The 15504-nt window shown below is 67.4% G+C and carries 10 protein-coding genes; 6 read left to right on the top strand and 4 right to left on the bottom strand.

The window, feature by feature from the left end; genetic code table 11:
- The first annotated feature begins 128 nt into the window (after window positions 1-128).
- A complete protein-coding gene (locus tag HH212_RS14560; RefSeq protein WP_170203132.1) occupies window positions 129-1109 on the top strand; it encodes an IS481 family transposase in 981 nt (326 codons plus the stop codon).
- 32 nt (window positions 1110-1141) lie between these two features.
- Here HH212_RS14560 and HH212_RS14555 read toward each other — a convergent pair whose 3' ends face one another.
- Both HH212_RS14555 and HH212_RS14550 read right to left on the bottom strand, forming a co-directional pair.
- Window positions 1142-1630: a cyanophycin metabolism-associated DUF1854 family protein gene (locus HH212_RS14555; protein WP_370663876.1), complete on the bottom strand. Its 489-nt coding sequence runs from the start codon at window positions 1628-1630 to the stop codon at window positions 1142-1144.
- Between the two features lie 10 nt (window positions 1631-1640).
- Window positions 1641-3920, bottom strand: a complete 2280-nt coding sequence (locus tag HH212_RS14550; RefSeq protein ID WP_170203131.1) for a cyanophycin metabolism-associated ABC transporter — start codon at window positions 3918-3920, stop codon at window positions 1641-1643.
- A 348-nt stretch (window positions 3921-4268) separates the two neighbouring features.
- On the opposite strand from HH212_RS14550, the gene HH212_RS14545 reads away from it, so the two are divergent.
- From HH212_RS14545 to HH212_RS14535, 3 genes are all read left to right on the top strand, one after another.
- Window positions 4269-6455, top strand: coding sequence for a cyanophycin synthetase (locus tag HH212_RS14545; protein WP_170203130.1), 2187 nt, complete (start codon window positions 4269-4271; stop codon window positions 6453-6455).
- A 94-nt stretch (window positions 6456-6549) separates the two neighbouring features.
- Window positions 6550-9120 carry a cyanophycin synthetase gene (cphA, locus tag HH212_RS14540; protein ID WP_170203129.1) on the top strand — a complete coding sequence of 857 codons (2571 nt, stop codon included), beginning with the start codon at window positions 6550-6552 and terminating at the stop codon, window positions 9118-9120.
- 135 nt (window positions 9121-9255) lie between these two features.
- Window positions 9256-9624 (top strand): hypothetical protein, encoded by a 369-nt coding sequence (locus HH212_RS14535; RefSeq protein WP_170203128.1) that lies wholly within the window; start codon window positions 9256-9258, stop codon window positions 9622-9624.
- Here HH212_RS14535 and HH212_RS14530 read toward each other — a convergent pair.
- Window positions 9581-10771 (bottom strand): acyltransferase family protein, encoded by a 1191-nt coding sequence (locus HH212_RS14530; protein ID WP_170203127.1) that lies wholly within the window; start codon window positions 10769-10771, stop codon window positions 9581-9583. The genes HH212_RS14535 and HH212_RS14530 overlap by 44 nt on opposite strands.
- An 83-nt stretch (window positions 10772-10854) precedes the next feature.
- Window positions 10855-11181: a hypothetical protein gene (locus HH212_RS14525; protein WP_170203126.1), complete on the bottom strand. Its 327-nt coding sequence runs from the start codon at window positions 11179-11181 to the stop codon at window positions 10855-10857.
- Window positions 11182-11536: 355 nt separating this feature from the next.
- Between HH212_RS14525 and HH212_RS14520 the strand changes: the two genes are divergently transcribed.
- The gene (locus HH212_RS14520; RefSeq protein ID WP_170203125.1) at window positions 11537-12604 is read left to right on the top strand and encodes an acyltransferase family protein; all 1068 of its coding nucleotides are present in this window, start codon (window positions 11537-11539) and stop codon (window positions 12602-12604) included.
- A 146-nt stretch (window positions 12605-12750) separates the two neighbouring features.
- The gene (mutS, locus tag HH212_RS14515) at window positions 12751-15504 is read left to right on the top strand and encodes a DNA mismatch repair protein MutS (RefSeq protein ID WP_229217284.1); all 2754 of its coding nucleotides are present in this window, start codon (window positions 12751-12753) and stop codon (window positions 15502-15504) included.

The following is a 15504-nucleotide window of genomic DNA, read 5'->3' as shown; positions in this document are numbered from 1 at the left end:
GCAAAAAAATCTTCTTTAATTAATTGTCTAGACTCGTGGCATCATATACCGATTCGTAGCTGGCCACTCTTCAAGGCCAGGAACGTTTTGCGTACACTGTTTCAATCTGATCTCTCACCGGCAATTCAATGACCCAAGCACTGCACAGCCAAGCCCGCACTACCCATCTGATCCGCGAGGAAATCAGGAACTCGACGCTATCGCAAGCCGAGCTGGCCAGGCTGTACAACGTCACCCGCCAGACCATCCGGAAGTGGCAAAACCGCGATTCACCGGAAGACAAGTCTCATGCTCCGGTCAAGATGTACACCACGCTATCGCCCGAACAGGAACTCATCGTAGTAGAGCTGCGCAAGACGCTGCTGCTACCGACCGACGACCTGCTGACGATCACGCGTGAATTCATCAATCCTGCCGTCTCCCGAGCCGGTTTGGGACGCTGCCTGCGCCGGCATGGGGTCTCCGACCTGCGCGACCTGGTCGAGCAGGAAAGCGCTGCGCCGGTCACAAAAAAGTCTTTCAAAGATTACGAGCCAGGCTTCGTACATATTGATATCAAGTACCTGCCTCAGATGCCCGACGAAACATCGCGGCGCTACTTGTTCGTCGCCATTGACCGCGCCACGCGCTGGGTCTACATCAACCTGTATGCCGACCAGACCGACAGCAGCAGCGTTGATTTCCTGGCGAAAGTGCAACAGGCGTGCCCCGTCAAGATCATCAAACTATTGACCGACAACGGCAGCCAGTTCACTGATCGCTTTACCTCTGGCGGCAAGAAAAAGGAACCCAGTGGCACGCACGTGTTCGACCGGCTATGCAAGCAATTTGACATCGAGCATCGTCTCATTCCGCCTCGTCATCCGCAGACCAACGGTATGGTCGAGCGTTTCAATGGCCGCATCAGCGACATCGTCAACCAGACCCGTTTCAGTTCAGCTGCCGAACTAGAATCGACGCTGCGCAATTACGTCAAGATTTACAACCACAGCATTCCGCAACGAGCGCTCGGCCATAAAACGCCTATTCAGGCGCTCAAGGATTGGCGAGAAAAATCTCCTGAATTATTTAGAAAACGCGTGTATAACCAGGCGGGTCTTGGCAATTAATAAATTAAAATTTAACGCTATTAAAAAAATTTTTAAAGGAACCGGTCGAGGATCTTGCGGCTCCCCTTGTCGACCGCGAACATGTCGCGGATCAGGAAGTGGATGCCGTGGCTGTCCGCGATCAAGAGGGAAAACGCGCCCAGCCGGCGGATATCCTCTTCCCCCTTGAGCACGAACTCGGTATCGCCGCGATCGGTCTGCACGCTCCAGGTACACGGCGTGGCGAAGCTGGAGACGCTCCTGATCGAGCGGATCTCGGGCATGAACTCGCGCCCCTCCAATTCCTCGGCCACCAGCAGGGCGACCTCCGACGGGATCGCCGCCATGTCCTCGATCCAGGCGACTTCCTTGCCGCCGTCGCGTACCAGCGAGATGCCGCGCGTGGGCGCCTGCACGGGAAAGGCGCGCACCGGCGTCACGCCGACGAATTCCTCGCCCTCGGCATTGGTCAGCACCAGCTTGCCGAAGGCGTCGCGGCGCAATTGGAAGGCGGCCTGCACGACCGGTTGAAACATCGTCATCGTTGTATCCTCACGCATTGCCGTCGTCCGGGTCCTGGTCCACGTTCCTCGCCTGCGCCTCGTACAGGCGGTGGTAGGCGCCCTCGCGCGCCATCAGTTCGTCGTGGCTGCCCTCTTCCACCACCACGCCGCGGTCCAGCACCACCAGGCGGTCGGCGCGGTGCAGCGTCGACAGGCGGTGCGCGATGGCGATGGTGGTGCGACCCTGCACCAGGTTGTCGAGTGCCTTCTGGATTTCCTTTTCGGTCTCCGAGTCCACCGACGAGGTCGCCTCGTCCAGGATCAGGATCGGCGGGTCGATCAGCAGTGCGCGCGCGATCGAGATGCGCTGGCGCTCGCCGCCGGACAGGCCCTGGCCGCGCTCGCCCACCATCGAATCGTAGCCCTGTGGCAGGCGCAGGATGAATTCGTGGGCGTGGGCGGCGCGCGCCGCGGCGATGATCTGCTCGCGGGTGGCGTCCGGCTTGCCGTAGGCGATGTTCTCGGCGATGGTGCCGAAGAACAGGAAGGGTTCCTGCAGCACCAGGCCGATGTGGCGGCGGTAGTCGGCCACCGCGAACGAGCGGATGTCGCGCCCGTCCAGCAGGATGGCGCCCTCGGCCACGTCGTAGAAGCGGCAGATCAGGTTGACCAGCGTGCTCTTGCCGGAACCGGAATGGCCGACCAGGCCGACCATCTCGCCGGCCCGGATCTTCAGCGAGATGCCGCGGTTGACCGCCCGGTTGCCGTAGCGGAAACCGACTTCGCGCAGCTCGATGCTGCCCTCGACCTTGTCGATCCTGGCCGGATTGACCGGGTCCGGCACGCTCGACACGTGGTCGAGGATGTCGAAGATGCGCTTGGCGGCCGAGGCCGACTTCTGCGTCACCGAGACGATGCGGCTCATGGAGTCGAGGCGCACATAGAAGCGGCCGCTGTAGGCGATGAAGGCGGACAGCACGCCCACCGTGATCTCGCTGTGGCTGACCTGCCAGATGCCGAAGCACCAGATGATGAGCAGGCCCAGTTCGGTCAGCAGCGACACCGTCGGCGAGAACAGCGACCACACCCTGTTCAGCTTGTCGTTGACGGCCAGGTTGTGCTTGTTGGCTTCGCGGAAGCGCGCCGCCTCGCGCTGTTCCTGGGCGAAGGCTTTCACCACGCGGATGCCGGGGATGGTGTCGGCCAGCACGTTGGTGACCTCGCCCCAGACGCGGTCGATCTTCTCGAAGCCGGTGCGCAGCCGGTCGCGCACCACGTGGATCATCCAGGCGATGAAGGGCAGCGGCACCAGCGTGATCAGGGCCAGCTTGGCATTGATCGAAAACAGGATGGCGCCGGTCATGATGATCATGAGCACGTCGGACAGGAAGTCCAGCAGGTGCAGCGACAGGAACACGCAGATGCGGTCCGAGCCGCTGCCGATGCGGCTCATCAGGTCGCCGGTGCGCTTGCCGCCGAAAAATTCCAGCGACAGGCGCAGCAAATGTTCGTAGGTTTCCGAGCGCATGTCCGCACCCATCCGTTCCGACACCAGCGCCAGCACGTAGGTGCGGCCCCAGCCCAGCGCCCAGGCCAGGATGGCCGAGGCGAACAGCCCGCCCATGTACTTGTAGACCAGGGAATTGTCGATCTGGTGGCCGTTCTGGTACGGGATCAGGACATTGTCCATCAGCGGCATGGTCAGGTACGGCGGGATCAGGTGCGCGCCGGTGCTGGCCAGCATCAGCAGGAAGCCCAGCAGCAGCTGCCCCTTGTACGGCCGGGCGAAGCGCCACAGGCGCAGCAGGGTCCAGGTAGACGGCGGCGTGTGCAGCACCTTGGTGCAGATGACGCACTCTTCCTGGTCGGCGTCCAGCGGCGCCTTGCAGCTCGGGCAGGCGTGCTGCTCGGGCGCGCCGGCGGCGCGGCCGGAGACGTGGCTCTCGACCTGGTCCGTAAAGGCGTCGACCACGCGGATCGCCTGCAGATTCTGGCCGAGCGTGAAGCGCCAGGCGCCCAGCAGGCCGTCGGCATCGACCAGTTCCAGGTGGCCGACGCCGGCGTGGTCGTGGTGGCGCAGCGCCAGGCCGGCGCGGTACGGCCAGTCGCGCCAGGCTGTTTCGCCGGGCGCGCGCGCCAGCAGGCGACGGCTGGTCACCACCAGGATGCCCTTCGTGAAACGTAATTTCGCATCGAGGTCAACCTCGACGCTGGTCAAAACGTTTTCCCCTGGCGCAAGCTTTTTCTCGACGTCGGCCTGCCACTGCTCGGGCAGGAAACTGGCGGCGACCGCCAGCGGCACGGAGGGAACGAGTTGTTGAGTGGTCATTTGGTGCCGCCCTTGGCGGGCGAGGTGTGCATGATGAGCATGATCGGGCAGTCGGTGTCGCGGCATCTGCGACGGGATTCGGATTACCTGGCGCGCCTCGGCACGCAAGTCTTGTACGATGGAACGTCGCGGGAGGCGCTGCGGTTGACAAGCGCGGCGTCGAAGCGGCCGGGTAATTACGGTATCCTGTCGCATGGCGGCAAGACTGGCAGAATTCGAGTCGGGGCGTTAAGCTTCGTTTCGGCAAGTATACAACATGTGCGCCATAGAAAAACGATGTGGCCGGCACACACAATAGGCAACGCTGCACGGTGGGAGAGAGGTCGCGCCGCGCACCAAGATATTTTCATGACGAACAAGAAAGACATCGACATTCTTCGCGTAACCCACCTGCGTGGGCCGAACATCTGGACCTACCGCCCTGTCATCGAAGCATGGCTCGACCTCGGCGAACTCGAAGAATGCCCCTCGAACACCCTGGCCGGCCTGTATGAACGCCTGACCGGCTGGCTGCCCGGCCTGGTCGAGCACCGCTGCGGCGTCGGCGAACGCGGCGGCTTCCTGGAGCGCCTGCGCGACGGCACCTGGTGCGGCCATATCCTGGAACACGTGGTGCTGGAGCTGCAGAACCTGGCCGGCATGAAGACCGGCTTCGGCAAGACCCGCTCCACGGCCGACGACGGCATCTACAAGATGGCCTTCCGCACCCGCGACGAGGTGGTCGGACGCGCCGCCCTCAAGGCCGGCCACGCCCTCTTGATGGCCGCCATCAACGACACCGCGTTCGACCTGCCCGCTACCGTGTTCGAACTGACCGAACTGGTCGACCGCTTCTGCCTCGGCCCGTCCACCAACAGCATCGTCGATGCCGCCACCGAGCGCCGCATCCCGGCGATCCGCCTGACCGACGGCAACCTGGTGCAGCTCGGCCACGGCGCCGCCCAGCGCCGCATCTGGACCGCCGAGACCGACCGCACCAGTGCCATCGCCGAGAGCATCGCCAGCGACAAGGACCTGACCAAGAGCCTGCTGGCCTCGTGCGGCGTGCCGGTGCCGGAAGGCAGCCTGGTGCGTAGCGCCGCCGCCGCCTGGGACGAAGCGCAGGACATCGGCCTGCCGGTGGTGGTCAAGCCGGTCGACGCCAACCACGGCCGCGGCGTCTCGCTCAACCTGATGACGGAAGCCGACGTGCATGCCGCCTATGCCATCGCGTCCGAGGAAGGCGAATCGAGCGCGGTGCTGGTCGAGCGCTTCGTGCCCGGCAGCGAGCACCGCCTGCTGGTGGTCGGCCAGAAGGTGGTGGCGGCGGCGCGCGGCGAATCGCTGTGGGTCAGCGGCGACGGGATTTCCACCATCGTGCAGCTGTGCGACAGCCAGATCAACGTCGACCCGCGCCGCGGTGAGGCCGAGGAATTTCCATTGAGCCCGGTGCTGCCGGCCGAAAGCGAGGAAAACCAGCTGCAACTGAAGCGCCAGGGCATGACGCCGCAGTCCATCCCGGCGGCCGGCCAGAAGGTGCTGATCCAGCTGAACGGCAACGTCGCCGACGACGTCACCGACCTGGTGCACCCGGACGTGGCCTACATGGCGGCGCTGGCGGCGCGCATCGTCGGCCTGGACATCGCCGGCATCGACCTGGTGTGCGAGGACATCGGCCGTCCGCTGCTTGACCAGCGCGGCGCCATCATCGAAGTCAACGCCAGCCCGGGCCTGCTGGCCCACATCAAGCCGGCCAGCGGCGAGGCGCGCCCGGTCGGCGCGGCCATCGTCGAGCACCTGTTCGCCGACGGCGAGAGCGGCCGCATCCCGCTGGTGGGCGTGACCGGCACCACGGACGCGGCGCTGGCCGCGCGCCTGGTCGGCAGCGTGCTGCACCTGGCCGGCAAGCATGTCGGCGTGGCCAACCGCGAGGGCCTGTTCCTCGACCGGCGCCAGGTCGACGCGCGCGACGGCACCCGCTTCGAGGCCGGCCAGCGCCTGCTGATCAACCGCACCGTGCAGGCCGCCGTGTTCGAATCGAACGCGCGCACCATCCTGGAATCCGGCCTGCCCTACGACCGCTGCCGGGTCGGCATCGTCACCGACATGGGCAGCATTGCCGACGTGGAGCACCTGTACATCCGCGACCGGGACGCGCTGGCCAACGTGGTGCGCAGCCAGGTCGACGTGGTGCTGTCCGACGGCGCCGCGGTCCTCAACGCGGCCGATCCGGACGTGGTCGAGCTGGCCGGGTTCAGCGACGGCGAGGTGCTGTTCTACGCCGCCGACGAAACGGACGCCACGCTGCGCGCGCGGCGCGACGCCGGCCACCGCGTGGCCTTTTTGCGCCAGCGCCGCATCGTGCTGGCCCAGGGCGCCGCCGAATCGACGCTGCTGGCGCTGGACAAGGTGAGCGCGCAGGTGGCCGACCAGCCGCTGGCGGCGCTGGCCGCGGCGGCTGCCGCCTGGGCGCTGGACGTGCCGCACGACCTGATCTGCGCCGGCTTGCGCACCTTCGGCGCGCCGGTGGGCGCCAAGGCCCACGCCCACGCTTAACCCATCATCAGTACGGGCCCGCCGGGAGCGGGCCGACATGGCGCACGGCGCGTCCGCGGACGCGGCGCCGGACCACACTAAGGATCGAAGGTTTATGGAAGTATCTCGCGTACGGGCCCTGCGCGGCCCCAACCTCTGGAGCCACCACACCTCGGTGGAGGCGATCGTCGCCTGCACCCCGGAAGAAGAATCGATCGGCGCGCTGCCCGGCTTCGAGGCGCGCCTGGGCGCGCTATTCCCGGAAATCTGGCCGCTGCAGCCGACCGGCCACGACGACACCATCCCGCTGGCGCAGGTGCTGGCGGTGGCGGCCCTCGCCCTGCAGGCGCAGGCCGGCTGCCCGGTCACCTTCAGCCGCAGCACCGCCACGCTGGAGCGCGGCATCTACCAGGTGGTGGTCGAGTACAGCGAGGAAGACGTGGGCCGGCTGGCGCTGGAACTGGCCGAGCAGCTGTGCAGCGCCGCCCGCAACGACCAGCCGTTCGACCTGGAAGGCGCGCTGGCGCGCCTGCGCGACCTGGACGAGGACGTGCGCCTGGGCCCGTCCACCGGCTCGATCGTGCACGCCGCGGTGGCGCGCAACATCCCGTTCCGCCGCCTGACCGAGGGCAGCCTGGTGCAGTTCGGCTGGGGTAGCCGCCAGCGCCGCATCCAGGCCGCCGAGATCGACGCCACCGGCGCCATCGCCGAATCGATCGCCCAGGACAAGGAATTGACCAAGAAGCTGCTGGACGCCGCCGGCGTGCCGGTGCCGCTGGGCCGCGTGGTGACCGACCCCGACGATGCCTGGGCCGCGGCACAGGAGATCGGCCTGCCGGTGGTGATCAAGCCGAAGGACGGCAACCAGGGCAAGGGCGTGACCGTCAACGTCACCACCTACGAGCAGCTGGCGGGCGGCTTCCATGCCGCCTCCGAATTCCGCGACGACATCATGGTCGAAAAATACCTGCCCGGCCACGACTACCGCCTGCTGGTGATCGGCAACAAGCTGGTGGCCGCCGCCCGCCGCGATCCGCCGCACGTGGTCGGCGACGGCGTGCACAGCGTGCGCCAGCTGGTCGACACCGTCAACCTCGACCCGCGCCGGGGCAGCGGCCACGCGACCTCGCTGACCAAGATCCGCTTCGACGACATCGCCCTGGCCAGCCTGGCCAAGCAGGGCTACGACGCCGAATCGGTGCCGCCGAAAGGCCAGCGCGTCACGCTGCGCAACAACGCCAACCTGTCCACCGGCGGCTCGGCCACCGACGTCACCGACGACGTGCACCCGGAAGTGGCGGCGCGCGCGGTGGCGGCGGCGCACATGGTCGGCCTGGACATCTGCGGCGTCGACCTGGTGTGCGACAGCGTGCTGAAACCGATCGAGGAACAGCATGGCGGCATCGTCGAGGTGAACGCCGCGCCCGGCCTGCGCATGCACATCTCGCCCTCGTTCGGCAAGGGCCGTGCGGTCGGCGAAGCCATCATGGACACGCTGTACGCGCCCGGCGACGACGGCCGCATCCCGGTGGTGGCCGTCACCGGCACCAACGGCAAGACCACCACGGTGCGCCTGATCGCGCACCTGCTGGCCGCCTCCGGCCTGCGCACCGGCATGACCAACACCGACGGCGTGTACATCGGCCACCGGCGCATCGACAGCGGCGACTGCAGCGGCCCGCGCAGCGCGCGCAGCGTGCTGATGCACCCGGACGTCGACGCCGCCGTGTTCGAGACCGCGCGCGGCGGCCTGCTGCGCGAAGGCCTGGCCTTCGACCGCTGCCAGGTGGCGGTGGTGACCAACATCGGCGCCGGCGACCACCTCGGCCTGAACTACATCACCACGCTGGAAGACCTGGCGGTACTGAAACGCGTGATCGTGCAGAACGTCGCCGACGGCGGCATGGCGGTGCTGAACGCGGCCGATCCGGTGGTGGCGGCGATGGCCGACAACACCCGCGGCGACGTCACCTACTTTGCCCAGGATGCCTCGCTGCCGCTGATGCAGCAGCACCGCGCCCAGGGCCGCCGCATCGTCTACGCCGAAAAAGGGCAGCTGGTGGCGGCGCAGGGCAAGTTCGAGGAACGCATCGATTTCGCGGACGTGCCGATCACGCGCGGCGGTGTGGTCGGCTTCCAGGTCGAGAACGTGCTGGCCTCGGTGGCCGCCGCCTGGGCGGTCGGCATCGCCTGGGACACGGTCCGCGCCGGCCTGCGCACTTTTGTGGGCGAGAGCGACAACGCGCCCGGCCGCTTCAACGTGTTCGACTATCGTGGCGCGACCGTGATCGCCGACTACGGCCACAACCCGGACGCCATCAGCGCCCTGGTCGACGCCGTGCAGGGCATGCCGGCGCGGCGCCGCTCGGTGGTGATCAGCGGCGCCGGCGACCGCCGCGACCAGGACATCCGCGAACAGACCGTCATCCTGGGCAAGGCCTTCGACGACGTGCTGCTGTACGAAGACCAGTGCCAGCGCGGCCGCGCCGAAGGCGAAGTCGTGGCACTGCTGCGCCAGGGCCTGGACGGCGCCCCGCGCACGACCCACGTCGAGGAAATCAAGGGCGAATTCGTCGCCATCGACCGCGCCCTGGCGCGCCTGCAGCCCGGGGACCTGTCGCTGATCCTGATCGACCAGGTCGACGAAGCGCTGGCGCACATCGCCGGGCGGGTGGCCGAGGCCTGAGCCCGCCCGTAGGGTGGATGGCATTCGCGTTCCGTTGACGCATGTCATCGGGTGGAGCCGTCCACCCTACGCCATCGCGCGCGCCGATCCCTTGCGATCCCCTACCATGGACGTCCACGACCACGCGGTGCGACCATGACCATCGACCAGGACCAACCATCCCGCCCCACCGGCGACCCGGCGCCCGAGATGCCGCTGCGCCGCCTGCTCTACCGCTTCCTGTTCTTCGACTGGCTGTTCCACGACGTCGGCGCCGCGCGCAACCTGTTCGAGCGCCACGCCGCGCATCAGCACAACCGCCGCATGAGCCGTTATCTGCCGGTCTACCTGCGGCGCTGGTCCTTCCTCACCGCCTTCGACTTCGGCCTCGGCCTGCTGTGCGAAAAGGTGCTGCAGGCGGGATTGCTGTCGGCCTGGTGGTTCACCTGGTCGTGCGTCACCTTCACCGGCATGGTGGTGATCACGGTGGCGTGGCTGATCCTGAACCACGCGCGCTTGTCTTGATACTCATCCTGACGCGCAGGCGCAGCTCCGGCCGTTCGACCGCCAGGTACAGCAGCGCGGCGGCCGCCAGCGACACCAGCGCATACACCGGCAAGGCGGCCAGCGGCGCCGCGCGCAACGCCTGCGGCAGCCATTCGTCCAGCCAGGCATATACCTGCTTGTGCGTCAGGTACAGGCTGAAGGCCAGCAGCGCCAGCGTGCGCACGCCCGGCAGCTGGCGCCGCCCGATCCGGGTCGCCGGGCTGAGCGCGCCGGCCAGCAGGCAGGCGCAGCCGAGCGCCACCAGCGGAAACAGGACCAGGGCGCCGATCGGGCCGAGCGCGTCGATGCGCATGCAACAGAACAGGACAAGGAAGCCGGCCGCCAGCAGACGGCGCGGATGGCGCAGCAGGCGCGTCCACCACGCCGGCCGGAAAGCGCGTACGCTCGCCAGCATCACGCCCAGCAGCAAACCGTCCAGGCGCGCATAGGTCGGATCGTAGAGCGACACGACATACGCGCCGATGGCGGCGGCGGTATCGCCGCCGGCGAGGTGCGGCGCCACCCGCCATTGCCACAGCGCCCCCCGCAGCAGCATGCCGCCCGCCACGATGGCGAGCGCCAGGGCGCCGACCAGGCGTCCGCTCGCCCGCTTGCGCGCCCGCCCCGCCAGCAACCACACCGCCAGCGGAAACAGCCAGTAGAAATGCTCCTCGACGCACAGCGACCACGCGTGCGAATAGGCGGTGCCGTGCTCCCAGTCGGGCGCCAGGTTGAGCATGAAGGTGACGAATTTCCACAGCGGCTGCAGGTTTCCGCCTTCGCGCCCCTGGCCCAGCAGCACGTACAGGATCAGCACCGCGTAGTAGGCCGGCAGGATGCGCAGCGCACGGTCGAGCAGGAAGCGGCCCCAGCGCGGCGCGCCGCCCTGCGCCACCGTGCGCAGCACCTGCCAGCCGATCAGGTAGCCGCTGAGCACGAAGAACAGGTCCACGCCCATCCAGCCGTGCTCGACCCAGGCCGGCAAGGCGACGCCGTGGCTGCCGAGGTGGTACAGCATCACCGTGACGATGGCCAGCGCGCGCAGCAGGTCGATGCCCGGCGCGCGCGGTTCGTGGTGGGCGACGTCCGGCGCGGCGGCGATCGGCGTGGTTTGGTACGACATCATGGTGAACGGGGAAGGAAAGCGCGCATTGTAGCGGCCCCATTGCGGGCGTCGCTGGCCAGGCGCCGACCGCCTGTGGACGGCAGTTACGTGTGTTCGGATGTTCTCCAGCATTGCCGCGTGTCGCCCGTTTTCTTGACATTCAGTAAATGCCAAAAACATAAGTACGCGACCATTTCCTGACACGACAAGGAGGTGGTATGACGTACTTGCACATCGACGATCAGGGTCCATCCAGGCATGCGCTGGGCGCGCGCCGCATCGAGCGCCGCATCGACTGCGTTACGGAAGAAAACATTCACGACGCTTTGCGGGCGCGGGGCATGGCGGCGGCGGCGCAGGCGCTGGACTTCCAATGCGGTCGACCTGGCCACGGCCATGCGGGTGCTGACGGCGCCCTGCAGGCGCCGCATGCCGGCGCCGGATGGTTCGCATGCGGCTACCCCGTCCCGCCCCGGCGACACCGACGAGACGCGAGTCGACATCTTGCCGGCGCATGCATGACGTTGTTTTTTTGTCCTTGTTGCCATGCACTTTGCGCCAGGGACGAAAAATCTTGGCATCGAACGACGAGCCATCCACCTTGCAGATGCATAAATCACGCAGTTTTCGATCGCTGCCTACGCATCCGATTTTATCGGTTTACTTTGTTTTGCCAAATTTTTAATCACTACAATTCACTATGGCCATTGCCTACTAACCCATGGATCAGGTGGATGGATGGTGAGCACGTACTAATGTTGCCGGTTTGAATTGACCGGCAACATCATGCAAACGACTCCACGGCATATTCCTTACTTGGACGGCTGGCGCGGCCTGGCGATCGCGGCCGTCCTGTTCGCGCACTTCCATCACACCCGCCAGAACTGGTGGATCGGCATCTTCGGCGTCCAGCTGTTCTTCGCCCTGTCCGGCTATCTGATGTGCCGGATCCTGTTCGTCCGCCAGGCCGCCCTGCCCACCTTTTTCGCGCGCCGTTTCATCCGCATCGCACCGACCTTCGTCCTGTTCGTGCTGTCGGCAACCGTGTACACGGCCTGCTTCCAGAGGCCTCGCTACGTACCGTCGATCTACGAACTGATATCGACGCTGACGTTTCTACGGACCTATTACCCACCCTGGAAAAGCATCTTCGACGCCGATTATCCGGTCGGCCACCTGTGGTCGCTGAATGTCGAGGAACACAGCTACGTGTTCCTGGCCATGATCGCCTGCGCCAGCCGCCGGCTCGGCAAGGCCTGGCTGACGGCCGCGCTACTGGGCGCATCGACCCTCGTCGCGCTATTGGTCAGCCATGACTACTTCTTCCATCGCCATGCCTGGGCGACACCGAGCGACGTCCGCACCGAGGCGGCGGCGCTGGGCATCCTCGCCTCGGCGACGGTCTGTTTCCTGCGCCATTGGCAGCCACGGCTGTTCGACCGGATGCCGGCCTGGATTCCGCTGGCGCTGGCGCCGCTGGCCTGGCTGTGCTTCTCGACGTACAGGGACATCGGCCTGCACCTGACGCTGGCGCCGCTCTGCCTCGCCTTTACGGTCAATTACCTGGACCGCGCGCCCGCCCTGCTGCACGCGCTCCTGTCCACGCGCGCGCTGCGCTGGCTGGGTACCTGCTCGTTCTCGCTGTACCTGTGGCAGCAACCGTTCCACCTGGCCTGGCTGAACTACGGGGTCGATCCCTCGACCGCGTTCTGCCTGGCTGTCGGCTTGGGAGTGGCATCGTTCTATTGTTTCGAACAGCCGACGCGCCGGCTGCTGGCGGCGGCATGGCGCCGGCACAGCCAGCGCATCGGCCGCAACGACGCCGCGTCTGCGGCCTTGAACCAGCCCGGCTGAGCGGCCGGCCTCACCGCCCGCCCGGCAGGCGTCGCATTTCGATGGCGGCGCGGCGCAAGCCGCTGCCGCGCTCTCCCCGCCGTGGTCGAACGCGGTAAAATGGCACCCCCGGACCGGCGCCTGCCCGGCCCCTTCACGACCTTGCCATGAACGTCCCACGCGAAATCAATGCCGCCGCGGCCAAAAGCCTCGCGACCGAAAAGCACACCCCGATGATGCAGCAATACCTGCGCATCAAGGCCGACTACCCGAGCATGCTGGTGTTCTACCGCATGGGCGACTTCTACGAGCTGTTCTTCGAGGACGCCGAAAAGGCGGCGCGCATCCTCGGCATCACGCTCACGGCGCGCGGCACGGCGGGCGGCCATCCGATCAAGATGGCGGGCGTGCCCTTCCACTCGCTCGACCCGTACCTTGCCAAGCTGGTCAAATTGGGCGAATCGTGCGCCATCTGCGAGCAGATCGGCGACCCGGCGCTGGCCAAGGGACCGGTCGAGCGCAAGGTGGTGCGCGTGGTCACGCCGGGCACGCTGACCGATGCCGACCTGCTGCCGGAAAAGGCCGAGCGCCCGCTGCTGGCGCTGTGCACGGTCGTGCAGCGCAAGACGGTCACCACCGGCCTGGCCTGGCTGTCGCTGGCCAGCGGCAAGCTGAAGCTGATGGAGTTCGCCGGCGATGCTCGCCTGGCCGCCGTGCGCCTGGTGCAGGAGCTGGAACGCATCGCGCCGGCCGAGGTGCTGCGCGCGGACAGCCTGGACATGGCGGACGAGCCGTCGTTCGGCCATACCCAGCGCGTGCCGGAATGGCATTTCGACGTGGTCGCCGGCCACAAGTCGCTGCTCGACCAGCTCGGCGTGGCGACGCTGTCCGGCTTCGGCGTGGATGGCCTGGGCGCCGCCTTCGGCGCGGCCGGCGCGCTGCTGCGCTATGCCCAGTCGACCCAGGGCAAGGGCCTGCAGCACGTCAAGAACGTGGCGCTGGAGTCGGAGAGCGAATTCATCGGCCTGGACGCCGCCACGCGCCGCAACCTGGAATTGACCGAAACCATCCGCGGGCACGAATCGCCGACGCTGTTTTCCCTGCTGGACGGCTGCCGCACCGCGATGGGGTCGCGCCTGCTGCGCCACTGGATCCACCATGCGCGCCGCGACCAGTCGGTGGCGCGCGCGCGCCATGAGGCGATTGCGGCGCTGATCCAGCGCGAAGCCACGGGCGACCTGTCCGCCACGCTGGCGCGGGTACCGGACATCGAGCGCATCACCACCCGCATCGCGCTGCTGTCGGCGCGCCCGCGCGACCTCTCGTGCCTGCGCGACGGCCTGACGCAATTGCCGGCGCTGCGCGAGGGGCTGGCGCGCTGCTTCATCCCAGGCGACTCGACCCTGCTGCGCGAGCTTCACGAAGCCATCGCCGAGCCGCAGGAATGCGTCGCCCTGCTGGTGCGCGCCATCGCCGAGGAGCCGGCCGCCATGGTGCGCGACGGCGGCGTGTTCGCGCGCGGCTTCGACGCCGAGCTGGACGAGCTGCGCGCGCTGTCCGAGAACGCCGGCCAGTTCCTGGTCGAGCTGGAGGCGCGCGAGCGCGCGCGTACCGGCATCGCCAATTTGCGCGTCGAGTACAACCGCGTGCACGGCTTCTATATCGAGGTCACCAACGGCCAGGCCGACAAGGTGCCGGACGATTACCGCCGCCGCCAGACGCTCAAGAACTGCGAGCGCTACATCACGCCGGAACTGAAGGCCTTCGAGGACAAGGCGCTGTCGGCGCAGGACCGCGCGCTGGCGCGCGAAAAGCTGCTGTACGACCTGCTGCTGGCCGAGCTGGCGCCGCACATCGTCTGCCTGCAGCGCATCGCCTCCGGCATCGCGCAGGCCGATGCGCTGGTGGCGCTGGCCGCGCATGCCCTGCGCAACAACTGGTGCGCACCGCAGCTGGTCGACGCACCCTGCCTGAGCATCGTCGAGGGCCGTCATCCGGTGGTGGAAAACCAGATCGAACGCTTCATCGCCAACGATTGCCGCCTGTCCGACGAGCGCCGCCTGCTCTTGATCACCGGGCCGAACATGGGCGGCAAGTCGACCTTCATGCGCCAGGTGGCCCTGATCACGCTGCTGGCCTACGTCGGCAGCTACGTGCCGGCCGCCAGCGCCAGCATCGGGCCGATCGACCGCATCTTCACCCGCATCGGCGCCTCGGACGACCTGGCCAACGGCCGCTCCACCTTCATGGTCGAGATGACCGAATCGGCCGCCATCCTCAACGGCGCCACCGCGCAGTCGCTGGTGCTGATGGACGAGGTCGGGCGCGGCACCTCGACCTTCGACGGCCTGGCGCTGGCCTGGGCGATCGCGCGCCACCTGATCGACACCAGCCGCAGCTTTACCTTGTTCGCGACCCACTACTTCGAGCTGACCCAGCTGCCCGAGACCCACGCCAGCGCGGTCAACGTGCACCTGTCGGCGGTCGAGCACAAGGACAACATCGTGTTCCTGCACGCGGTGCAGGAAGGCCCGGCCTCGCAGAGCTACGGCTTGCAGGTGGCGCAGCTGGCCGGCGTGCCGCCGGGCGTGATCCGCGCCGCGCGGCGCCACCTGGCGCGGCTGGAATCGCAGGCGCTGGGCGCCACGCCGCAGCTCGACTTGTTCGCGGCGCCAGCGCCCGCCGAGCCGGAAACCGATGCGCGCGCCGAGTCCAGCGCCGCCGGAGACGACGGCGCTGCGGACGAGACAGCGCCCGCACCCACGGCGGCGACGGTGGTTCCGGCCACCGCGCCCGTGCCTGCCGCCGCGCCCTCGCCTGCACTGCAGCTGCTTGACGGCATCGATCCCGACGCGCTGACCCCGCGCGAGGCGCTGGAACGGCTGTACGAGTTGAAGCGCCTGGCGGCGTCCGCCGCCTGA

This window comes from Massilia forsythiae (genome assembly GCF_012849555.1).
In the GTDB taxonomy this organism is placed as follows: domain Bacteria; phylum Pseudomonadota; class Gammaproteobacteria; order Burkholderiales; family Burkholderiaceae_D; genus Telluria; species Telluria forsythiae.
Note: the sequence above shows the minus strand (reverse complement) of the source record. Positions and strands in the feature narration are given on the sequence as shown.

Excerpts from the sequence above, each read along its gene's own strand:
- HH212_RS14560 (WP_170203132.1), top strand. The coding sequence starts at position 129 with ATGACCCAAGCACTGCACAGCCAAGCCCGCACTACCCATCTGATCCGC.
- HH212_RS14555 (WP_370663876.1), bottom strand. The coding sequence starts at position 1,630 with ATGACGATGTTTCAACCGGTCGTGCAGGCCGCCTTCCAATTGCGCCGC.
- HH212_RS14550 (WP_170203131.1), bottom strand. The coding sequence starts at position 3,920 with ATGACCACTCAACAACTCGTTCCCTCCGTGCCGCTGGCGGTCGCCGCC.
- HH212_RS14545 (WP_170203130.1), top strand. The coding sequence starts at position 4,269 with ATGACGAACAAGAAAGACATCGACATTCTTCGCGTAACCCACCTGCGT.
- cphA (WP_170203129.1), top strand. The coding sequence starts at position 6,550 with ATGGAAGTATCTCGCGTACGGGCCCTGCGCGGCCCCAACCTCTGGAGC.
- HH212_RS14535 (WP_170203128.1), top strand. The coding sequence starts at position 9,256 with ATGACCATCGACCAGGACCAACCATCCCGCCCCACCGGCGACCCGGCG.
- HH212_RS14530 (WP_170203127.1), bottom strand. The coding sequence starts at position 10,771 with ATGATGTCGTACCAAACCACGCCGATCGCCGCCGCGCCGGACGTCGCC.
- HH212_RS14525 (WP_170203126.1), bottom strand. The coding sequence starts at position 11,181 with ATGCGGCGCCTGCAGGGCGCCGTCAGCACCCGCATGGCCGTGGCCAGG.
- HH212_RS14520 (WP_170203125.1), top strand. The coding sequence starts at position 11,537 with ATGCAAACGACTCCACGGCATATTCCTTACTTGGACGGCTGGCGCGGC.
- mutS (WP_229217284.1), top strand. The coding sequence starts at position 12,751 with ATGAACGTCCCACGCGAAATCAATGCCGCCGCGGCCAAAAGCCTCGCG.